This window comes from Burkholderia sp. AU30198 (genome assembly GCF_020419825.1).
Lineage (GTDB): Bacteria > Pseudomonadota > Gammaproteobacteria > Burkholderiales > Burkholderiaceae > Burkholderia.
Genome location: NZ_JAIZSA010000020.1, coordinates 121,523 through 141,436 on the forward strand (window position 1 = coordinate 121,523; position 19,914 = coordinate 141,436).

Annotated in this window: 20 protein-coding genes; 13 read left to right on the forward strand and 7 right to left on the reverse strand. The window is 66.5% G+C overall.

The annotated features are described in order from the left end of the window. Positions 1 to 76 precede the first annotated feature (76 nt). Complete coding sequence (gene eno / locus LGN19_RS32975) at positions 77 to 1,360, forward strand: phosphopyruvate hydratase (protein WP_011352544.1); 1,284 nt, start codon at positions 77 to 79, stop codon at positions 1,358 to 1,360. Between the two features lie 81 nt (positions 1,361 to 1,441). Next, positions 1,442 to 1,867, forward strand: a complete 426-nt coding sequence (gene ftsB, locus LGN19_RS32980; RefSeq protein ID WP_122945775.1) for a cell division protein FtsB — start codon at positions 1,442 to 1,444, stop codon at positions 1,865 to 1,867. 89 nt (positions 1,868 to 1,956) lie between these two features. Here the strand turns inward: ftsB and LGN19_RS32985 are convergent, their stop codons facing one another. The 3 genes from LGN19_RS32985 to LGN19_RS32995 form a co-directional block, all read right to left on the reverse strand. Continuing rightward, a complete protein-coding gene (locus LGN19_RS32985; RefSeq protein ID WP_122945774.1) occupies positions 1,957 to 2,319 on the reverse strand; it encodes a hypothetical protein in 363 nt (120 codons plus the stop codon). Positions 2,320 to 2,458: 139 nt separating this feature from the next. Beyond that, positions 2,459 to 3,409 carry an Hsp33 family molecular chaperone HslO gene (hslO, locus tag LGN19_RS32990; RefSeq protein WP_174959475.1) on the reverse strand — a complete coding sequence of 317 codons (951 nt, stop codon included), beginning with the start codon at positions 3,407 to 3,409 and terminating at the stop codon, positions 2,459 to 2,461. Positions 3,410 to 3,434: 25 nt separating this feature from the next. Further along, positions 3,435 to 3,959 (reverse strand): gamma carbonic anhydrase family protein, encoded by a 525-nt coding sequence (locus LGN19_RS32995; protein ID WP_071334714.1) that lies wholly within the window; start codon positions 3,957 to 3,959, stop codon positions 3,435 to 3,437. A 157-nt stretch (positions 3,960 to 4,116) separates the two neighbouring features. On the opposite strand from LGN19_RS32995, the gene LGN19_RS33000 reads away from it, so the two are divergent. The 10 genes from LGN19_RS33000 to LGN19_RS33045 all read left to right on the forward strand — a co-directional run bounded on the left by LGN19_RS33000 (position 4,117) and on the right by LGN19_RS33045 (position 13,187). Then, positions 4,117 to 4,974 carry a ferritin-like domain-containing protein gene (locus LGN19_RS33000; RefSeq protein WP_226219437.1) on the forward strand — a complete coding sequence of 286 codons (858 nt, stop codon included), beginning with the start codon at positions 4,117 to 4,119 and terminating at the stop codon, positions 4,972 to 4,974. 178 nt (positions 4,975 to 5,152) lie between these two features. Beyond that, on the forward strand, positions 5,153 to 6,043 hold the full coding sequence (locus LGN19_RS33005) for an alpha/beta fold hydrolase (RefSeq protein ID WP_122945771.1): 891 nt from the start codon (positions 5,153 to 5,155) through the stop codon (positions 6,041 to 6,043). A gap of 81 nt (positions 6,044 to 6,124) precedes the next feature. After that, entirely contained in the window at positions 6,125 to 6,955 is an 831-nt protein-coding gene (locus tag LGN19_RS33010) for a 3',5'-nucleoside bisphosphate phosphatase (RefSeq protein ID WP_164462644.1), read from the forward strand. Between the two features lie 73 nt (positions 6,956 to 7,028). Continuing rightward, complete coding sequence (locus LGN19_RS33015; protein ID WP_174918546.1) at positions 7,029 to 7,661, forward strand: L-threonylcarbamoyladenylate synthase; 633 nt, start codon at positions 7,029 to 7,031, stop codon at positions 7,659 to 7,661. A gap of 49 nt (positions 7,662 to 7,710) precedes the next feature. Continuing rightward, positions 7,711 to 8,373 carry a site-2 protease family protein gene (locus tag LGN19_RS33020; RefSeq protein ID WP_174959479.1) on the forward strand — a complete coding sequence of 221 codons (663 nt, stop codon included), beginning with the start codon at positions 7,711 to 7,713 and terminating at the stop codon, positions 8,371 to 8,373. 8 nt (positions 8,374 to 8,381) lie between these two features. Beyond that, the gene (locus tag LGN19_RS33025; protein WP_011352534.1) at positions 8,382 to 9,584 is read left to right on the forward strand and encodes a tryptophan--tRNA ligase; all 1,203 of its coding nucleotides are present in this window, start codon (positions 8,382 to 8,384) and stop codon (positions 9,582 to 9,584) included. Between the two features lie 8 nt (positions 9,585 to 9,592). Then, positions 9,593 to 10,195 carry a class I SAM-dependent methyltransferase gene (locus LGN19_RS33030; RefSeq protein ID WP_122945767.1) on the forward strand — a complete coding sequence of 201 codons (603 nt, stop codon included), beginning with the start codon at positions 9,593 to 9,595 and terminating at the stop codon, positions 10,193 to 10,195. 48 nt (positions 10,196 to 10,243) lie between these two features. Further along, the gene (gene dapA / locus LGN19_RS33035; protein WP_122945766.1) at positions 10,244 to 11,149 is read left to right on the forward strand and encodes a 4-hydroxy-tetrahydrodipicolinate synthase; all 906 of its coding nucleotides are present in this window, start codon (positions 10,244 to 10,246) and stop codon (positions 11,147 to 11,149) included. Between the two features lie 111 nt (positions 11,150 to 11,260). Continuing rightward, positions 11,261 to 12,406 (forward strand): outer membrane protein assembly factor BamC, encoded by a 1,146-nt coding sequence (gene bamC, locus LGN19_RS33040; RefSeq protein ID WP_122945765.1) that lies wholly within the window; start codon positions 11,261 to 11,263, stop codon positions 12,404 to 12,406. 4 nt (positions 12,407 to 12,410) lie between these two features. Beyond that, the gene (locus LGN19_RS33045; protein WP_122945764.1) at positions 12,411 to 13,187 is read left to right on the forward strand and encodes an MBL fold metallo-hydrolase; all 777 of its coding nucleotides are present in this window, start codon (positions 12,411 to 12,413) and stop codon (positions 13,185 to 13,187) included. 306 nt (positions 13,188 to 13,493) lie between these two features. Here LGN19_RS33045 and LGN19_RS39850 read toward each other — a convergent pair whose 3' ends face one another. Together LGN19_RS39850 and LGN19_RS33050 are read right to left on the reverse strand one after the other, a co-directional pair. After that, positions 13,494 to 13,739, reverse strand: coding sequence for a hypothetical protein (locus LGN19_RS39850; RefSeq protein ID WP_075122947.1), 246 nt, complete (start codon positions 13,737 to 13,739; stop codon positions 13,494 to 13,496). 56 nt (positions 13,740 to 13,795) lie between these two features. Then, positions 13,796 to 15,016, reverse strand: a complete 1,221-nt coding sequence (locus LGN19_RS33050; RefSeq protein ID WP_226219447.1) for a cupin domain-containing protein — start codon at positions 15,014 to 15,016, stop codon at positions 13,796 to 13,798. A 32-nt stretch (positions 15,017 to 15,048) separates the two neighbouring features. Here LGN19_RS33050 and LGN19_RS33055 point away from each other — a divergent pair, with 32 nt between their 5' ends. After that, on the forward strand, positions 15,049 to 15,591 hold the full coding sequence (locus LGN19_RS33055; protein ID WP_011352527.1) for an FKBP-type peptidyl-prolyl cis-trans isomerase: 543 nt from the start codon (positions 15,049 to 15,051) through the stop codon (positions 15,589 to 15,591). Here LGN19_RS33055 and LGN19_RS33060 read toward each other — a convergent pair. Both LGN19_RS33060 and mutS read right to left on the reverse strand, forming a co-directional pair. Then, complete coding sequence (locus tag LGN19_RS33060; protein WP_226219439.1) at positions 15,571 to 16,842, reverse strand: hypothetical protein; 1,272 nt, start codon at positions 16,840 to 16,842, stop codon at positions 15,571 to 15,573. The genes LGN19_RS33055 and LGN19_RS33060 overlap by 21 nt on opposite strands. After that, a complete protein-coding gene (gene mutS, locus LGN19_RS33065) occupies positions 16,823 to 19,480 on the reverse strand; it encodes a DNA mismatch repair protein MutS (protein WP_226219441.1) in 2,658 nt (885 codons plus the stop codon). The genes LGN19_RS33060 and mutS overlap by 20 nt, the downstream gene beginning before the upstream one ends. Between the last annotated feature and the right edge of the window lie 434 nt (positions 19,481 to 19,914).

The window sequence follows — 19,914 nt, forward strand, 5'->3', positions numbered from 1 at the left end:
CGTCAGTAGCGAAAGCGGTTCAGGCGCGCGCGCCGTCGCAGTTTGAAGAATCCATCGTCATTCTCAGAGGAAACCCATGAGTGCAATCGTAGATATCATCGGCCGCGAGATTCTGGATTCGCGCGGCAACCCCACCGTCGAATGCGACGTGCTGCTCGAATCGGGCACGATGGGCCGCGCGGCGGTGCCGTCGGGCGCGTCCACCGGCTCGCGTGAAGCGATCGAACTGCGCGACGGCGAAGCCGGCCGCTACAACGGCAAGGGCGTGCTGAAGGCAGTCGAGCATATCAACACCGAAATCTCCGAAGCCATCATGGGCCTCGACGCGTCGGAACAGGCGTTCCTCGACAAGACGCTGCTCGAGCTGGACGGCACCGACAACAAGTCGCGCCTCGGCGCGAACGCGATGCTGGCCGTGTCGATGGCCGTCGCGAAGGCAGCCGCCGAAGAGGCAGGCCTGCCGCTGTACCGCTACTTCGGCGGTTCGGGCGCGATGCAACTGCCGGTGCCGATGATGAACATCGTCAACGGCGGCGCGCACGCGAACAACAGCCTCGACATCCAGGAATTCATGATCGTCCCGGTGAGCCAGCCGACGTTCCGTGAAGCCCTGCGTTGCGGCGCGGAAGTGTTCCACGCACTGAAGAAGATCCTGAGCGACCGCGGCATGAGCACGGCAGTCGGTGACGAAGGCGGCTTCGCGCCGAACTTCGGCAGCAACGACGAGTGCCTGTCGACGATCCTGCAGGCGATCGAGAAGGCCGGCTATCGTGCGGGCGAAGACGTGCTGCTCGCGCTCGACTGCGCAGCATCCGAGTTCTACCACGACGGCAAGTACCAGCTCGCGGGTGAAGGCCTGCAACTGTCGTCGGCCGAATTCACCGACTACCTCGCGACGCTCGCCGACAAGTTCCCGATCGTGTCGATCGAGGACGGCATGCACGAAAGCGACTGGGAAGGCTGGAAGCTGCTGACCGACCGCCTCGGCAAGAAGGTGCAGCTGGTCGGCGACGACCTGTTCGTCACGAACACGCGCATCCTGAAGGAAGGCATCGAGAAGGGCATCGCGAACTCGATCCTCATCAAGATCAACCAGATCGGTACGCTGACCGAAACGTTCGCGGCAATCGAGATGGCGAAGCGCGCCGGCTACACGGCCGTGATCTCGCACCGCTCGGGCGAAACGGAAGATTCGACGATCGCGGACATCGCGGTCGGCCTGAACGCCGGTCAGATCAAGACGGGTTCGCTGTCGCGCAGCGACCGTATCTCGAAGTACAACCAGCTGCTGCGCATCGAGGAAGATCTCGGCGACATCGCAAGCTACCCGGGTAAATCGGCTTTCTATAACCTGCGCTAACGCGCTACTATCGGGTTCGTCATATCGACGCCGCTCTGTGCACGTGCGCGGAGCGGCGCTTCTTATATCTGCGGTTCTTACATGCGGCTTGTCACTGTCGTCCTGATTGCCTTGCTGGCGCTCATTCAGTACCCCCTATGGTGGGGACACGGCGGCTGGCTGCGGGTGCATGAATTGCGTCAGCAGCTTGACGACCAGCTTCAGAAGAATGCGGACGAGAAGCTGCGCAACGAGCGCACCGCCGGCGAAGTGCAGGATCTGCAGAGCGGCACTGCGGCCATCGAGGAGCGCGCGCGCTACGAGATGGGCATGGTGAAGGACGGCGAGGTGTTCGTGCAGTTCGTGTCACCGAATGCGCCGGCCGTGCCGCTGAACAACACGCCGTCGAATACCTCGACGCGCGGCACCGTCTCCGCGGCGCCGGTGCGTGTCGTGCCGAATCCGCAGTCGATCGCGAAGCCGTCGCGGCATCATGGCGGCGACAAAGGCAAGGCCGCGCATCACTGAGTGCGGTTGCTCGAATCCATTGAAAAAGCGCGGGAAATGCCGCGCTTTTTTATTTCCTGCCGGTAGTCAATCGGCTGAGCGATGCACGCTCACCACCACCATCCCGGGTAGCCGTAGCTGATACCCGTGCCCCAGCGATTGCCCCATCCGCCGTAATACCCGCCGTAAACGGTGACGGGCGGCGGCGAGTAATAGGCCCACGCGCGCGCCGCTGCCTCGGCTGCGATCGCACTGTTCTGTTCACGCAGCACCTGCTGGTCGATCTCGTCATAGCGCTTGCGTTCGGCGCTCGACAGCGCGCGCGGCTGGCCGCCCGATGCAGCGGGTTCGGGCAGGCGGCTCAGGATCGTGGAAGTCGGCGGCGGCATCGCGCAGCCTGCAAGTGCGAGCGTACCGACGGCAACGCTCGCCAGGACGAAGGTGCGAAACGGTCGATGAAGCGGGCGATTCATGTGTTTCTCCTGCAGCGCGCCGACGACGAGAAGCGATTGGCGCCGAAGTACGAGACTTCGGCGCCGGAGCCGTGCGTGCGACGCTCGTGCGTCATTATGCGCCCGTGCCCGGATGGCGGGCATCGGGCCGCGGCTCGGCTCAGTGACGCTGGTCGGTGGCGGGCGCGATGCCCGTCTCGACGCCGGGGGCCGCGAACAGTTGTGCGACGTCGACCGGATCGAATTCGTAGCGCTGATTGCAGAACTCGCAATGGATCTCGACGTGGCCACGTTCGACGATCACGCTGTCGACTTCCTCGCGGCCGAGCATGCGCAGCATCGCGCCGACCTTCTCGCGCGAACACGAGCACTGGAAGCGCGTGCCGGCCGGTTCGAAGTGCTGCACGTTTTCCTGCCAGAAGAGCCGGCGGAACACGACTTCCGGTTCGACTTCGAGCAGTTCCTGCGCGGACAGCGTGCCGCCGAGCGTGCAGACGCGCTCCCACGTATCGGTATCGGTTTCGGCATGACGCGGCACGATGCCGCCGTCGCCCGGCAGCTTCTGCAGCAGCATGCCGACCGCGCGGTCGCGATCGGCTGCCAGCCACATCCGCGTGTCGAGCTGCTCCGAATGATGCATGTAATGCTCGAGCACCTGCGAGACGGATTCGAGCGGGCCGTCGACGCCGTTCAGCGGCACGATGCCCTGGTACGGCTGCTGGCCCGGCAGCTTGTCGGCCGGGTCGAGCGTGATCACGCACCGGCCGTGGCCGCTCGCATTGACGAGCGACGGGAAGCTCGTGTCGTCGCCGATCGTCTGCGCGGCATCGCCCGCGAACTTCGCGGTGGCCCGCATCGACAGATCCGAACCGCACTGGACGACCAGCATCTGGACCGGCCCGTCGCCGAAGATCTGCATGATCAGGGTGCCGTTGAATTTCAGGTTCGCGGACAGCAGCGCGCACGCGGCCATCATCTCGCCGAGCACCGTGCGCACGGGGGCAGGGTAGTCGCGGCGGGAGAGCACTTCCTGCCACGTATTGCGCAGCGAAACGATCTCGCCGCGCACGGGCGCCGCATTGAACATGAATTTCTGTAACTGGTCGCTCACTCTTCTTCCTTGAAATCCGTGCGAATCACCCGATCCGCACGAGTTGCTCCTTGAAATGCGCACGCCGCTCGACATACGTCTTCGCGTTCGTGCGCAGCCGCGCAATGTCTTCCGCCGACAGCTCGCGCACGACTTTCGCCGGTGCGCCGAGAATCAGCGAGTTGTCCGGGAACGTCTTGCCTTCCGTCACGACCGCGCCGGCACCAACCAGACAGTTGCGGCCGATGACCGCTCCATTCAAGACCACCGCCTGGATACCGACCAGCGAACCTTCGCCGATCGTGCAGCCGTGCAGCATGGCCTGGTGCCCGATCGTCACGTTCTCGGCAATCGTCAGCGGAAAGCCGGGGTCCGTATGCAGTACCGCGCCTTCCTGGACGTTGCTGCCCGCGCCGACGGTAATCGTCTCGTTGTCGCCGCGAATCGTCGCGCCGAACCAGACGCTCGCGTTCTCCTCGAGCACGACCTTGCCGATGATGGCCGCCGTATCGGCAACGAATACGCTTTCGTGGATCGTCGGGGCCGTATCGCCCAGCTTGTAGATCGTCACGGTGTCTCCTTGTCTCTTCGATGATGGGCGCCGGTAGAATGGCGCGTCTGGTTTGCCCGGCGCATTTGCATTGCCGCATTGCGCCGCGGAACAATCGCCTATTGTAAACCGTCGCGTGCGTGCGCTCCCGCGATGCGCACGCAAGGTGTCCCCGTTTATGAGCATGGAGTCTTCTTCTTTCGGCAATGCGCCGGCCTGCGTGCGCCGCGCCGCGCTCGCCGCGCTGCGTGACACCGAACCCGCGGCCAAGGCCGCCCAGGTGCGCGCGCTCCACGAGTCGCTGCTGGCCGGGCGGGCGGCGATCGCCCCGACGCTCGCATTGCCCGAACCGGCCGATCTGCCCGGCCGCCCGATGCGGCCGCCGCTCGTCGAGCCGCGCCAGCTCGAGCGCCGCAGCATGCGTTCGCCCGAAGGGCGCGCCGTGCTGCTGCATGCGCTTGCCCATATCGAGTTCAATGCGATCAACCTGGCGCTCGACGCGGTCTGGCGTTTCGCGGGCCTGCCGGACGCGTTCTACGCGGACTGGCTGAAGGTGGCGGCCGAGGAGGCCTATCACTTCACGCTGCTGTCCAACCGCCTGGCGGCATTCGGGCACGCGTACGGCGACTTTCCCGCGCACAACGGTCTGTGGGAGATGTGCGAGCGGACCAAGGGCGACGTGCTGGCGCGCATGGCGCTCGTACCGCGCACGCTCGAGGCCCGCGGGCTCGACGCATCGCCGCCGATCCGCGCGCGGCTCGTACAGGCGGGCGACGATGCGTCGGCCGCCATCCTCGACGTGATCCTGCGCGACGAGATCGGCCATGTCGCGATCGGCAACCACTGGTTCCGGCACCTGTGCGACGAGGCCGGCCGCGATCCCGTGCCGACCTATCGGCAGCTCGCCGAGCAATATCATGCGCCGCGGCTGCGGGGGCCGTTCAATTTCGATGCGCGTCGCGATGCGGGGTTCGAGCAGGCCGAACTCGACGAACTGGCCGCGCAGGACGGGGCGGACGGAAGCGCGCCCCGCTAGCCGGCTCGCGCTCGGGTGCGTGTCGGCGGCTGTCAGCCGTCACGTGTGCCCGGCAGATGGCGCTTCCCGGCGGCCCCTTGCGTACTGGTGCCGCTAGAGCGGTGCCTCGATTGCCGGACACCGCAAGGAAGGCGTCGCCGCTATAATCGAACGACCATTCTTTTTTTTGGCGACTGCAATGAGTGCCTCGAGTTCTGTTTCCGATTTCGTCACGGTGCGCGGCGTCCAGCTGCATGTCCGGCGCTGGGGCCGGCCCGATGCGCCGACGCTGTTCATGCTGCACGGCTGGATGGACGTCGCGGCGTCGTTCCAGTTCGTCGTCGATGCGCTCGCGGGCGACTGGCAGGTGATCGCGCCCGATGCGCGCGGTTTCGGGCTGTCCGACTGGCCGGTCGCGCGGCAGGGCGGCGGCCATTACTGGTTCCACGAATACCTCGGCGACCTCGATGCGCTTGTCGACCACTATGCGCCGACCGGCGAAGTCAACCTGGTCGGGCACAGCATGGGCGCGAACGTCGTGTGCCTGTATGCCGGCGCGCGCCCGGAGCGTGTGCGGCGCGTGGTCGATCTCGAGGGTTTCGGGCTCGCGCCCGCGCGGGCCGAGCAGGCGCCGCGCCGGCTGCGCGGCTGGCTGGACGAGTTGCGCGAACCGCCCGCGCTGCGCCCTTATGCGTCGCTCGACGACGTGGCGGCGCGCCTGACCAAGACCAATCCGCGGCTCGCGCCGCACCGCGCCGCGTTCCTCGCCGCGCACTGGTCGAAGCGCGGCGACGATGGCCAGTACCACCTGCTGGCCGACCCCGCGCACAAGATGCCGGGCCCGCAGCTGTACCGGCTCGACGAAGTGATGGCCACCTGGGCGCAGGTGCGCGCGAAGGTGCTGCACGTCGAGGCCGTCAATTCGCCGACGCTGGCACACATCGCCGGCGACATCCCGCTGCCGGAATTCAAGGCGCGTTTCAACGCGTTCCCCGACTGGCGCGAGAAGCTCGTCGAGGATGCCGGCCACATGGTGCATCACGACCAGCCCGAGCAGATCGCGGCGCTGATCGAGGCGTTCTGCGCGTAAGCGCGCGGCGGCAGCGGCGGGGCAGGCGGGCGGCGCATTGCCGCGTTGCAGTAGAATGAAGCCTTACCTGCCATGCCGACAATGAACGCCGATCTCCACTGCCATTCGAATGTTTCCGACGGGTTGCTGTCGCCTGCCGACGTCGCGCGCCGCGCCCATGCCGGCGGCGTGACCCTGTGGGCGCTGACCGACCACGACGAGATCGGCGGCCAGGCGGCGGCGCGCAGCGAGGCGGAAGCGCTCGGCATGCGCTACCTGAGCGGCGTCGAGATTTCGGTCACGTGGGCGTCGCGCACCGTGCACATCGTCGGCCTGAATGTCGATCCCGCGAACCAGGTGCTCGTCGACGGCCTGTACCGCACGCGCCACGGCCGCGCGGCGCGCGCGGTGGCGATCGGTGAGCAGATCGCCACGCTCGGCATTCCCGGCGCGTACGAAGGCGCGCTGAAGTACGTGTCGAATCCCGACCTGATCTCGCGCACGCACTTCGCCCGCTTTCTCGTCGAGAACGGCCATGCCACGTCGACGTCCGATGTGTTCGATCGCCTGCTCGGCGACGGCAAGCCCGGGTTCGTCCCGCACCGCTGGGCGACGCTGCCCGACGCCGTTGCGTGGATTCGGGCGGCCGGCGGCGAAGCCGTGGTCGCGCATCCGGGCCGTTACCGCTATACGCCCGTCGAGTTCGACGCCTTCTTCGGCGAGTTCATCGATCTCGGCGGCCGCGCGATCGAGGTCGTCACGGGCAGCCACTCGCCCGACCAGTACCGCGAATACGCGGACGTCGCACGCCGCTTCGGTTTCGAAGCGTCGCGCGGCTCGGATTTCCATGCGCCAGGCGAGGGCCGTGTCGAGCTCGGCAGCCTGCCGCCGTTGCCGCCCGACCTGACACCGGTCTGGGAGCGCTGGCTCTGACAACAGGCGGCAGACTGCCGCCCGCGTTGCCGCCGGCAACGCACATTCGACTTCTCCCCCTTTACGACCCCCCATGTCCCAGTTCTTCAGGATTCATCCGGATAATCCGCAGCCGCGCCTGATCAAGCAGGCCGTGGAGATCGTCAGCAAGGGCGGCGTGATCGCGATGCCGACCGATTCGAGCTATGCGCTCGCGTGCCATCTCGACGACAAGGATGCGGTCGAGCGCGTGCGCCGGATTCGCGGCCTCGACGAGAAGCAGCACTTGTCGCTGCTCGTGCGCGACCTGTCGGAGCTCGCCAACTTCGCGATGGTCGACAACCGCCAGTACCGGCAGATCAAGTCGGTGACGCCCGGTCCGTACGTGTTCATCCTGCAGGCCACGAAGGAAGTGCCGCGCCGGCTGTCGCACCCGTCGCGCAAGACGATCGGGCTGCGCGTGCCCGATCACGCGATCACGCTCGCGTTGCTGGAATCGCTCGGCCAGCCGCTGCTCGGCACGACGCTGATCCTGCCGCCGGACGACGAGCCGCTCAACGATCCCGAAGACATCCGTACGCGGCTCGAGAAGCAGGTCGACCTCGTGATCGACGGCGGTGCGTGTCCGCGCGAGCCGTCGACGGTGATCGACCTGACGGGAGACGAGCCCGAGCTCGTGCGCGCAGGGCGCGGCGCGCTCGAACCGTTCGGACTCTCGGCGGCCTGAGCGCGCCGTTCCATTTTTTGCGCGAGTGCGCTTGTTACAATAACGCGATATGGATGCTTCCCTGATACAGACCATCGCCGTCTACGCGCTACCCGTGATCTTCGCGATCACGTTGCACGAGGCCGCGCATGGCTACGCCGCCCGCCTGCTCGGCGACAACACCGCCTACATGATGGGGCGCGTATCGTTCAATCCGATGCGCCACATCGATCCGCTCGGCACGATCGCGATTCCGCTCGTGATGTATTTCCTGACCGGCGGCGCGTTCCTGTTCGGCTATGCGAAGCCGGTGCCGGTGTCGTTCGGCAACCTGCGCAATCCGCGCTGGGGCAGCCTGTGGGTATCGCTCGCGGGCCCGGCCTGCAACTTCGTGCAGGCGCTGATCTGGGGCGTGCTGACCCTCGTGCTGCCTGCCGTCGGCATCGACGAGCCGTTCTTTACGCGGATGGCGTTTGCCGGCGTCAGCGCGAACCTCGTGCTCGGCGTGCTGAACCTGTTTCCGCTGCCGCCGCTCGACGGCGGCCGCATCCTGGCGGCGCTGCTGCCGACGAAGCAATCGATCGCGCTGTCGCGCATCGAGCCATACGGTTTCATCATCGTCCTCGTGCTGGTCACGACGGGCGTGCTGACGAACTTCTGGCTGCGCCCGCTCGTCAACGTCGGCTACGCCGTCCTGAGCGCCATCCTGTCCCCATTCGCCTCGCTCCTCTAACGACAATCATGTTCCCTGAACGTATTTTCTCCGGCATGCGACCCACCGGGTCGCTGCACCTCGGTCATTACCACGGCGTGCTGAAAAACTGGGTGAAGCTGCAGTCCGAGTACCCGTGCTTCTTCTGCGTCGTCGACTGGCATGCGCTGACGACGCACTACGAGACTCCCGAGGTCATCGAGAAGAACGTGTGGGACGTGCTGATCGACTGGCTCGCGTCCGGCATCGATCCGGCGCAGGCGACGCTGTTCATCCAGAGCAAGGTGCCCGAGCATGCCGAACTCGCGCTGCTGCTCGGCATGAGCACGCCGCTCGGCTGGCTCGAACGCGTGCCGACCTACAAGGAGCAGATGGAGAAGCTGAAGGACAAGGATCTGTCGACCTACGGCTTCCTCGGCTACCCGGTGCTGATGGCGGCCGACATCCTGCTGTATCGCGGCTCGCTCGTGCCGGTCGGTGAAGACCAGGTGCCGCACGTCGAGATGACGCGCGAGATCGCGCGCCGCTTCAACTACCTGTACGGCCGCGAGCCGGGCTTCGAGGAGAAGGCGCTCGATGCCGCGAAGAAACTCGGCGGCAAGCGCGCGAAGCTCTATCACGAGCTGCGTAACGCATATCAGCAGGAGGGCGACGACGAGGCGCTCGAACAGGCGCGCGCGATGCTGCAGGAATCGCAGAGCCTGTCGATGAGCGACCGCGAACGCCTGTTCGGCTATCTCGAAGGCGCGCGCAAGATCATCCTCGTCGAGCCGCAGGCGCTCCTCACCGAAGCATCGCGGATGCCGGGCCTCGACGGGCAGAAGATGTCGAAGTCGTACGGCAACACGATCGGCCTGCGTGAAGACGCCGAGACGATCACGAAGAAGGTCCGCACGATGCCGACCGATCCCGCGCGCGTGCGCCGCACCGATCCGGGCGATCCCGACAAGTGCCCGGTGTGGCAGCTGCACCAGGTCTATACGGACGAAGCGACGCACGACTGGGTGCAGAAGGGCTGCCGTTCGGCGGGCATCGGCTGTCTCGACTGCAAGCAGCCGGTCGTCGAAGGCATCCTGCGCGAGCAGCAGCCGATGCTCGAGCGCGCGCAGAAGTACATGGACGATCCGTCGCTGCTGCGCGCGATCGTCGCGGACGGTTGCGACAAGGCGCGCAAGTACGCGACGGAAACGATGCGCGACGTGCGTGACGCGATGGGCCTGTCGTACAACTGATCGACCGCATGAGCGCATCCGTCATCGCCGCCGCGGGCGGCCACGTCGCCCAGGCCGAGCCGTCGCGCTGGGTCGCGCAATGGTCGCGGCTCGTGCCGCCAGGCGGCGCGGTGCTGGATGTTGCGGCGGGCGGCGGCCGCCATGCGCGCTGGTTCGCGTCGCACGGGCATCCGGTCGTCGCACTCGACCGCAATCCGGACGCACTGGCCGCGCTGCGTGCGCTTCCGGGCGTCGACGCCCGCGACGCCGATCTCGAAGGCGCGCCGTGGCCGTTGCCGGCCGGCGAGCGGTTCTCGGCCGTGATCGTCACGAATTACCTGCATCGTCCGCTCTGGCCCCATCTGCTCGATGCGGTGGCGCCGGGCGGCGTGCTCATCTACGAAACCTTCGCGCAAGGAAACGAAACGGTCGGGAAACCGTCCAACCCCGCGTTCCTGCTCGCCCCGGGCGAGCTGCTGGACGCCGTGCACGGCCGCCTGCGGGTGGTCGCGTACGAGGACGGGTTCGTCGCCGCGCCGCGCGAGGCATTCGTCCAGCGTCTCTGCGCAGTGCGCGAGGGCGCGACCCCGAAGGCGGGGGCGGGAATTCCACGTTACGAACTGCCCGGCTAATCCGCTACAATCTCAACGTTTACCGGTACATACTCTCAATCGCGTTTCATGGCTAACGGCACCCAAGACGGCATTCAAATCCGCGGCAGCATCCCCGCGATCGTCACCCCGATGCTCGAAGACGGCAGTCTCGACCTGCCGGCGTTTCGCAAACTGATCGACTGGCATATCGCGGAAGGCACCGATGCGCTGGTCGTGGTCGGTACGAGCGGCGAGTCGGCAACGCTCAATGTCGAAGAGCACATCCTGATGATCCGCACGGCGGTCGAGCATGCGGCGAAACGCATCCCGATCATCGCGGGCGCCGGCGGCAACTCGACCGCCGAGGCGATCGAGCTGACGAAGCACGCGAAGGCTGTCGGTGCGGACGCGACGCTGCAGGTCGTGCCGTACTACAACAAGCCGACGCAGGAAGGCATGTATCGTCACTTCAAGACGATCGCCGAATCGGTCGACCTGCCGGTGATCCTGTACAACGTGCCGGGCCGCACGGTCGCGGACATGGCGAACGAGACGACGCTGCGCCTCGCGGAAGTGCCGGGGATCATCGGCGTGAAGGAAGCGACCGGCAACATCGATCGCGCCGCGCACCTGATCAAGGCCGCGCCGAAGCATTTCGCGATCTATAGCGGTGACGATCCGACCGCGATCGCGCTGATGCTGCTCGGCGGCCACGGCAACATCTCGGTGACGGCGAACGTCGCCCCGCGCGCGATGAGCGACCTGTGCCGCGCGGCGCTGGCCGGCGACGTCCAGACGGCCCGCGCGCTGCACATGAAGCTGCTGTCGCTGCACAAGAACCTGTTCATCGAGGCGAACCCGATCCCGGTGAAGTGGGCGCTGCAGGCGATGGGCAAGATGCAGGGCGGTATCCGGCTGCCGCTCACGCCGCTCGACGAGCGCTGCCACGATGCCGTGCGTTCGGCCCTCGTCGAGGCCGGCGTCCTCGCCTGATGCCGAGGCGGCCGCGTCCTGCGGCCGCCGGCTCGAACCCTGACCAACCCGCACCGGCCGGCTCCGTCCGGCGCCGCTCCTGACGAGCGTTCTAGCAAGACGAAGGATTTCATGAAACGTTTCGCCATTTCCTCTCGCGCCATCCAGATGTCGGTGGTGGCGCTGGCGCTGGGCGCGCTCGCTGGCTGCGATACGCTGAACGACTATCTGGCCCCCGACCGGGTCAACTACAAGAACACCGGTTCGGCGCCGCCGCTCGCGGTGCCGAGCGACCTGAAGCCGGTGCCGACGACGCAGCAGTTCGTCGCGCCGCCGAGCAACGCCGGCCTCGGCACGCTGCCGCCGCGGGTCACGACGCAGGCCGGCAACGCGACCGACGGCATCCCGAGCGCGCAGGATCCGCTCGGCATGCACATCGAGCGCGACGGCGACCGCCGCTGGCTCGTCGTCGATGGCCGGACGCCCGAGCAGCTGTGGCCGATCCTGAAGGAGTTCTGGCAGGAGAACGGCTTCTCGCTGAAGACCGATGCACCGTCGACGGGCATCATGGCCACCGACTGGGCCGAAAACCGCGCGAACATCCCCGACGACTGGTTCCGCCGCACGATCGGCAAGGTCATCGATTTCGCCTACTCGTCCGGCACGCGTGACCGCTTCCGTACGCTCGTGAACCGCACGTCGGACGGCAACACCGACATCTCGATCACGCACAGCGCGATGGAGGAAATGATGGTCGGCCCGCAGGGCGGCACGTCGTCGCGCTGGGAAGAGCGTCCGCGTAACCCCGTGCTCGAAGCGGTGTTCCTGTCGAAGCTGATGCAGAAGTTCGGCCTGACCGATGCGCAGGCGAAGCAACTGCTGACCGATGCACGTCCCGCGACGGCGCCGGCGCAGGTCAGCGACACGAGCAGCGGTGGGGCGACGCTGCAACTGGCCGAGTCGTTCGACCGCGCATGGCTGCGTGTGGGCCTGGCGCTCGACCGCACCAACTTCGCGGTCGACAATCGCGACCGCGAGAAGGGTGTGTACACCGTGCGCTATGCGAACACGATGGAAGAGCTCAAGCGCGACGGCCTGTTCGGCAAGCTGTTCTACGGTGGCCCGTCGGCCGCGAAGCCGGGCAAGGAGTACCTGGTCAACGTGCGCGCACAGGGCAATGGCAGCACGCAGGTCGCGGTGGTCGGCGCAAACGGCCAGGTCGACAACTCGTCGGACGCGCAACGGATCATTTCGCTGCTCCACGCGCAGCTGAACTAAGCGCGTGCGATTCTCCAGCCTCGGAAGCGGCAGCGAAGGCAACGCGCTGGTCGTCGAGGCCTCGAGCGGCACGACGACCACCCGCGTGCTGCTCGACTGCGGCTTTTCTGCCAAGGAGGTCGAGCGCCGGCTCGGCCGACTGAATCTCTGCATCGGCGATCTCGATGCGATCCTCATTACCCACGAACACAGCGACCACGTCGGCAGTGCGCTGACGCTCGCCCGCCGCGGATCGCTGCCGCTCTACATGAGCTGGGGTACCGCGCGCGCGGTCGGTGCGGACGAGGCCGATGTCGATCTCCACGTGCTGTGGGGCGACGAGACGGCCGCAATCCGCGATCTGGCCGTGATGCCCTATACGGTCCCTCACGATGCGCGTGAACCGCTCCAGTTCGTCTTTATGGACGGCGCCAGCCGGCTCGGCGTGCTGACGGACGTCGGGATGGCCACGCCGCACATCACGGCCGTCCTGAGCGGCTGTGACGCGCTGGTGCTCGAATCCAACCACGACACCGCGATGCTGGCCGGGAGTCGCTATCCGCAGTCGCTGAAGGCGCGCATTGGCGGCAACCACGGACACCTGAGCAACGACGCGGCGGCGGACATCCTCGCGTCGCTGGAACGCAGCCGCCTCAAGCACCTGGTCGCGGCGCACCTGAGCCAGCAGAACAACCTGCCGGAGCTGGTCCGCCAGGCGTTTGGCGGTGTACTGGGGACGAGCGGGGAAGAAGTGGTCGTGGCCACGCAGGACGCGGGCTTCGACTGGCTGGCGCTCGGATGAGCGGGGCAGGGCCGCTGCGGCGGCCCGGTGCGACTGCCGTGCGACACGCGCGAAAACGGCAGACGTAAAAAAACCGGCCCTCGGGCCGGTTTTTTTTCAGCTGACGCTGAGGCTTACTGGCTTGCGCCCGAAGCCGGAGCAGCCGTCGCTGCCGAAGCAGCCGACGCCACTGCAGCAGCAGCGTCGCTCGCAGCAGCCGTTGCCGACGAAGCAGCAGCCGAAGCGTCGCTCGCAGCACCAGCAACTGCCGAAGCAGCCGTCGAAGCAGCAGCAGCTGCGTCGCTTGCAGCCGACGAAGCAGCTTGATCAGCGCTCTTGTTGCAAGCAGCCAGTGCAACAGCAGCCAACAGGGAAGCTACGAGGAGGGATTTCTTCATGATCACGTCCTTTTATGGTTAAAGGTAAGCAACAGCGCGAAACAATACCGGTAATGTGCTCCAACACCGACCTGGGCCGCTGGTGGAGATGCACTTCTAGAGCGTGAATCTTCCCTACGGCTTGGGCGGAAATTATATGCACTTTCCTATCGACCGTCGACAAATGCGGGGTCAATACGTTGTCTTTCCCATACAGAATTTGATCCGTATGGGCGTACGGGGCGACTCACACTAATTCCGGTCTCCGACCCGTATCCAGCCCGCACGATACCACTCGTGCAACAAGGCTGTCATTGAGGGAGCCCGGGATAGTGTTACAAACCGTTTCGCCTCCATCTGGCGTTGATTGGCCAGTTCGGGCAGCCATTCGCTGGCTTGCTCGAGCGGTCCTTCTTCACCATTAATGAAGTACGAGCGCGCGTTATACATCAATGCGGCCCTTCTGTCGAGACACACGCCACGACGTGACGCTTGCGTGACGAACGCATCTTCGGACAGCGGGCGCGCGGGCGGGTCGAAAACGACGTTCGGCTTGGGCTCGCTCAGGTAGCAACCGAGGAACTCGGCAACGTCGCGCTTGCGCCAGCGGATCGCGTCGACGATCTCGGCAACGCGCTCGACCATCGCCGGAGGCAGTTGCGCGGGCGTGTCGACGGCCGGCTGCTTCGGATCGCGGTAGAGGTCGTCGCCGCATTCGTCACGCAGGCCACCACGCTCGGCGAGATAGTACAGGAACTGGGCGCCCAGCTCGCCGGCGGACGGGGCCCGGAAGCCGATCGAGCAGGTCATGCATTCGCCTTCGGCCACGCCGTCGTGCGCGATGTGCGGCGGCAGGTACAGCATGTCGCCGGGCTCCAGCACCCATTCGTCGCTCGGCTCGAAGTTTTCGAGGATCTTCAGCGGCACGTCAGGCTGCAGCGACAGGTCCTTCTGTGCACCGACGCGCCAGCGGCGCCGGCCTTCGACCTGCAGCAGGAAGACGTCGTACGAATCGAAATGCGGGCCGACGCCGCCGCCGTCCGTCGCATACGAAATCATCAGGTCGTCCAGGCGCGCGTCCGGGATGAAGCGGAAGCGGTCGAGCAGTGCGCGCGCCGCATCGACGTGCAGGTCAAGGCCCTGCACCAGCAGGGTCCAGGCCTTGCGCGTGATAGCCGGCAGCGAGCCGGGCTCGAACGGGCCGTGCTCAAGTTGCCACTTGTTACGAAAATGGGTGATCAGTCGCGATTCCGCGTCATAGTCGGCGGCGAGCTCGAACAGCGCGTCGCGCGAGACCGGTGAAGCGACGCCGGGGATCGCCTGGCGGATCAGCAGCGGCTTTTTCTGCCAGTAGCCGCGCATGAATTGCGCCGGCGTAAGACCGCCGAGCAGCGGTGTGGGAAGATCGGAAGGCGGCGCGCCGAGCGGGGCGGCAGCGGCATCCCGCGGTTCGGCTTGAGACCGGTTGCGCATCGTATAATGAGAGTTGTATTTGGGAGAATTGGATGAAAATCGCAAAAAACACCGTCGTGTCGGTCACTTACAAGCTGTCGGATGCACAGGGCAATCTGATCGAGGAAAGCGACGAGCCGATGGTCTATCTGCACGGCGGCTATGATGGCACGTTCCCCAAGATCGAGGAACAGCTCGACGGGCATGAGCCGGGTTACGAGGCGGAGGTTCAGCTCGAGCCGCAGGACGCGTTCGGCGACTACGATCCCGAGCTCGTGAAGATCGAGCCGCGCGATCGTTTTCCCGAGCCGCTCGAAGTGGGTATGCAGTTCGAAGGCACGCCGGAAGACGGCGACGAGGAAGTCGATTCGCTGATCTACACGGTCACCGACATCGCCGAAGACAAGGTCGTGCTCGACGGCAACCACCCGCTGGCAGGCATGGCGCTGCGTTTCGCGCTCACCGTGAAGGACGTTCGCGAAGCCACCGAAGACGAAATCGAGCATGAGCACGCGCATGGCGCGGAAGGGCTCGAGATCGTCGACGAGGACGAAGACGAAGACGGCGAAGCACCGTCAGGGCGCACCCTGCACTGAGCTCGCAGGCAGGCCGGGCGCCGGCCCCGACGCAGGGGCGGGCGCAGGCCACGACGCGCCGCCCGGGGCGGCGCCGTCGCCCTGCAGTGGCGGCGCGACCGACGACGAGTCGGGCAGCGCCGGCAACGCAGGGATTTCCGGCATCTGCGGCAGCGGGACGTCGTCGCGCGGCACGAGCGGCAGCGCGGGCGGCACGGGCAGGTTCTTCGGTACCTCCTGCAGGCTCACGTTGAAGATCGTCTGCCGTGCCGGCGACACGCTCACCTTGACCCACTGATTCGTCGGATGGCGCGGCCCGATCGCGACGCGCGTCACGTTACGTACCAGTTCACCGTCGTCAGCGCGTAGCGGACGGTCGATCAGAAAGCCGTTCGCCAGCGGTTCGCCGCTCGCGTGCATCACGAGTATCGGGCCGCGGAACGTCGCCGCCGCCTTCACCAGCGTTCGTTTCAACTCACGGAAGCCGTCGCGCACGCGCGGCCGGTTGAAACGCAGCCATGCGAAGCGTTCGGCGCGTTCATAGCGTTCGAATTGCGGATCGCCTTCGAACATCACCACCATCGCACGTGCCTCGCGCCGTTTCGCGTATTCGGCGGAGTGGTCGATCCAGAAACCGTTCGCGATGATGCGATCCTCGAATTCGCCGTTGCGGCCGCCGGCCGTCAGGTAGTGGTTGTTCGGCGCCGGCGCGTTGAGCGCGACGTAGACGATGTCGTCGCGCATCCAGCGCGCGTTCTCCCGATACGGCCGGAACCGTGCGACTTCGCTTTCCCGCGTGATCTGCAGCGCGCCGGGGTCGGGCAGTGCCGAATCGGCGAGCAGCGTCTGCCGCAGGAAGTCGAGCCGCTCGACCGGATCGTAGCCGCCGCCGGCCGCGGTGTTGCACGTTACCCAGTCGTCGTGGCCGGGAATGAACACGAGCGGCACGCGTGCCGCATCCAGGATCGCGCCGCGTTGCGAATACAGTGCATCGCGGCACGCTTCCTTCGAACCCTTGAGATCGCCCGCATAGACGACGAACGCGAGGTTGCGCTCGCGCGCGATCGCATCGAGCAGCCGCTGGGCGGCCGGTTCGTCCGCCGGGGCGTTGATCACCCCCGACACGACCGCGAACGAGTAGGGCGCGGTGCTGCGCTTCGGCGGCGCGGCCAGCGCGGCGGCCTGCGCGAGCGCGAGCACGGCCGCAACGAGCGCGGCGGCGGTGCGAGCCGGCAGGCCGCGCGGGATGCGCTTACGCGTGCCCGTCGGCATCGTGCGAGCGGACCAGCGTGCGCAGTTCGTACAGCAGGTCGAGCGCCTCGCGCGGCTTCAGATCGTCGGGATCGATGTCGCGCAGTTTTTCGAGCGCAGGATGCGGCGCATCGGGCAGCGCCGGCGCGTCCGCGCATTCGAGATCGCCGGCGGCCACGGGCGGCGCGCTGAACAGGTCGAGCTGCGGCGTGTGCTGCGACGCCGACTGCTGTTCGAGATACGCGAGGTGCTTGCGCGCGGCGCGGATCACGGGCGCAGGAACGCCCGCGAGCTGCGCGACCTGCAGGCCGTAACTCTGGTTGGCCGGGCCTTCGTTGACGGCGTGCAGGAATACGATGCCGTGGCCGTGCTCGACGGCCGACAGATGGACGTTGGCCGCTTGCGGGAATTCGGCCGGCAGTTGCGTCAGCTCGAAGTAGTGCGTCGCGAACAGCGTGTAGCACGCGTTGTGCGCCAGTAGGTGGCGCGCGATGGCCCACGCGAGTGCGAGGCCGTCGAACGTCGACGTGCCGCGGCCGATCTCGTCCATCAGGACGAGGCTTTGCGGCGTCGCGTCGTTGAGGATCGCCGCGGCTTCGGTCATCTCGACCATGAACGTCGAGCGGCCGCCCGCGAGATCGTCCGCCGCGCCGATGCGCGTGAAGATCCGGTCGATCGGGCCGAAGCACGCCGACTTGGCCGGCACGTAGCTGCCGACATAAGCCATCAGTGCGATCAACGCGGTCTGCCGCATGAACGTCGACTTACCGCCCATGTTCGGGCCGGTGATCAGCAGCAGCTTGCGCTCGGTGCCGAAGCGGCAGTCGTTCGCGATGAACTGTTCGACCTGCGCTTCGACGACCGGGTGGCGACCCTGCTCGATGTCGATGCCGATCTCGTCGGTGAAGGTTGGCGCGACCCAGTCGAGCGCGCGGGCGCGTTCGGCGAACGCGGCGAGCAGGTCGAGTTCGGCGAGCGCCGACGCGACGCGCTGGCACTCGGGGATGAACGGCAGCAGTGCCTGCAGCACCGCGTCGTACAGCGCGCGCTCGCGTGCCAGTGCGCGCTCCTGGGCGGACAGTGCCTTGTCCTCGAAGGTCTTCAGCTCAGGCGTGATGTAGCGCTCGGCATTCTTCAGCGTCTGGCGACGACGGTAATCGTCGGGCACCTTGTCGGTCTGGCCGCGCGTGACCTCGATGTAGAAACCGTGCACCTTGTTGTACTCGACGCGCAGGTTTGCGATGCCGGTGCGCGTGCGCTCGCGCGCTTCGAGATCGATCAGGAACTGTCCGCAGTTCTCCGAGATGTCGCGCAGCTCGTCGAGCTCGGCGTCGTAGCCGCGTGCGATGACGCCGCCGTCGCGCACCATCGCGGCCGGCTCGGGCGCAATGGCGCTCGTCAGCAGGTCGAGGCATTCGGCGGGCGGTGCGAGTGCTGCGTCGACGCGGGTGAGTGCGTCTGCATTGGCGACGATCGCGCTGATGCGCTCACGCAGTGCCGGCAGGGCGGCGAACGTGTCGCGCAGGCTCGACAGGTCGCGCGGGCGGGCGGACAGCAACGCGAGACGCCCGGTGATTCGTTCGACGTCGGCGATCTGGCGCAGCGCGCTGCGCAGCGCATCGAGGCTGGCGTTTGCCGGGGCATCGAGCAGCGCGCCGATCGCCTGCTGGCGCGACTGCGCGGCGACCGACGCGCGCGGCGGATGGTGCAGCCAGTGACGCAGCAGGCGGCTGCCCATCGTCGTGCAGCAGGTGTCGAGCAGCGAATACAGGGTCGGCGACTCGGTGCCGCGCAACGTTTCGGTCAGTTCGAGGTTGCGGCGCGTGGCCGGATCGAGCCCGATGTACTCGGTTTCGTTCTCGACCTTCAGGCTGCGCACGTGCCGCAACTGCTGGCCTTGCGTGGCAGCCGCATAGAGCAGCAGCGCACCGGCTGCACCGCATGCGCTCGTCAGCGAATGCGCACCGAAACCGTCGAGGCTCGCGACATCGAGCTGGTCGCACAGGCGCTGCGTGCCCGATGCAATGTCGAAGTGCCATGCCGGCACGCGCTTGCTTGTGCCCGCGCCTGCGGGGACGGCATCGGTCGCGCCGTCCGGCGTCAGGATCTCGGCCGGCCGGATGCGCTCGAGCGCGGCAGCGAGCTGTTCGGGTTCGATTTCGGCGAGCCGCAGCGCGCCGCTTGCGAGGTTCAGCCACGCGAGGCCGATGTTCACCGCGACGCCACGCTTGTTGTGGCCCGTGCACATCGCGAGCAGGTAGACGTCGTTCTTGTCGGACAGCAGCGCGGCGTCGGTCAGCGTGCCGGGCGTGACGACGCGCACGACCTTGCGCTCGACGGGGCCCTTCGACGTGGCCGGATCGCCGATCTGCTCGCAGATCGCGACCGATTCGCCCATCTTCACGAGCTTGGCGAGATACTGCTCGACTGCGTGATGCGGTACGCCCGCCATCTTGATCGGTGTGCCAGCAGACGCGCCGCGTTGCGTGAGGGTCAGGTCGAGCAGGCGTGCGGCTTTTTCCGCGTCTTCGAAGAACAGCTCGTAGAAGTCGCCCATCCGGTAGAAGACGAGCGTGTCGGGATGGTCGGCCTTGATGCGCAGGTACTGCTGCATCATCGGAGTGTGGCCGGCGAAGGCGTCGGGCGACAGCGTGGTCATAAGTCAGGCGTGAAGTTGTTGCTTTGGTTGCCCGAGTTTACCAGTGGCTTCATGTGTGGGCGCGAAGTTGGCTGTTTGGCCAGTTGTCGGTGTTGATGAGGGGGGCGTAATCCGCGTCCATGCCCGAGCTTGACGGCCCCGGCCGTCGCATGGCGATGCGGACACAATCCAGAACATCGTGCCTGGGCGCACCCGTGTTCTCGCAACGTCGGCTGCCTTGAGCGTGCCGCATTGACCCGGCATATTCGCGCGAATATAGTTTAGGTTCGTCTAAAACAGGTTAGGCCCGGGAAGGTTGGCCCGGCCCGGGGGTGTCAGAATTTCCGTGTTCAAGACGGGTTGAGATTCACACGGATGGTCGAACGAACCGATCCTCGTAGAGGATGGCGAATTGGTTCATGGCTGCCTTCCAATCGTGAGCAGCACGCCCCCAA

Bases quoted from the DNA above. Each gene is read 5' to 3' on its own strand.
- LGN19_RS33005 (WP_122945771.1), top strand. From the start codon at position 5,153: ATGAGTGCCTCGAGTTCTGTTTCCGATTTCGTCACGGTGCGCGGCGTC.
- LGN19_RS33015 (WP_174918546.1), top strand. From the start codon at position 7,029: ATGTCCCAGTTCTTCAGGATTCATCCGGATAATCCGCAGCCGCGCCTG.
- LGN19_RS33000 (WP_226219437.1), top strand. From the start codon at position 4,117: ATGAGCATGGAGTCTTCTTCTTTCGGCAATGCGCCGGCCTGCGTGCGC.
- LGN19_RS33030 (WP_122945767.1), top strand. From the start codon at position 9,593: ATGAGCGCATCCGTCATCGCCGCCGCGGGCGGCCACGTCGCCCAGGCC.
- bamC (WP_122945765.1), top strand. From the start codon at position 11,261: ATGAAACGTTTCGCCATTTCCTCTCGCGCCATCCAGATGTCGGTGGTG.
- LGN19_RS33060 (WP_226219439.1), bottom strand. From the start codon at position 16,842: ATGCCGACGGGCACGCGTAAGCGCATCCCGCGCGGCCTGCCGGCTCGC.
- mutS (WP_226219441.1), bottom strand. From the start codon at position 19,480: ATGACCACGCTGTCGCCCGACGCCTTCGCCGGCCACACTCCGATGATG.
- LGN19_RS33050 (WP_226219447.1), bottom strand. From the start codon at position 15,016: ATGCGCAACCGGTCTCAAGCCGAACCGCGGGATGCCGCTGCCGCCCCG.
- ftsB (WP_122945775.1), top strand. From the start codon at position 1,442: ATGCGGCTTGTCACTGTCGTCCTGATTGCCTTGCTGGCGCTCATTCAG.
- dapA (WP_122945766.1), top strand. From the start codon at position 10,244: ATGGCTAACGGCACCCAAGACGGCATTCAAATCCGCGGCAGCATCCCC.
- LGN19_RS33025 (WP_011352534.1), top strand. From the start codon at position 8,382: ATGTTCCCTGAACGTATTTTCTCCGGCATGCGACCCACCGGGTCGCTG.
- eno (WP_011352544.1), top strand. From the start codon at position 77: ATGAGTGCAATCGTAGATATCATCGGCCGCGAGATTCTGGATTCGCGC.
- LGN19_RS33055 (WP_011352527.1), top strand. From the start codon at position 15,049: ATGAAAATCGCAAAAAACACCGTCGTGTCGGTCACTTACAAGCTGTCG.
- LGN19_RS32985 (WP_122945774.1), bottom strand. From the start codon at position 2,319: ATGAATCGCCCGCTTCATCGACCGTTTCGCACCTTCGTCCTGGCGAGC.
- LGN19_RS33010 (WP_164462644.1), top strand. From the start codon at position 6,125: ATGAACGCCGATCTCCACTGCCATTCGAATGTTTCCGACGGGTTGCTG.
- LGN19_RS33020 (WP_174959479.1), top strand. From the start codon at position 7,711: ATGGATGCTTCCCTGATACAGACCATCGCCGTCTACGCGCTACCCGTG.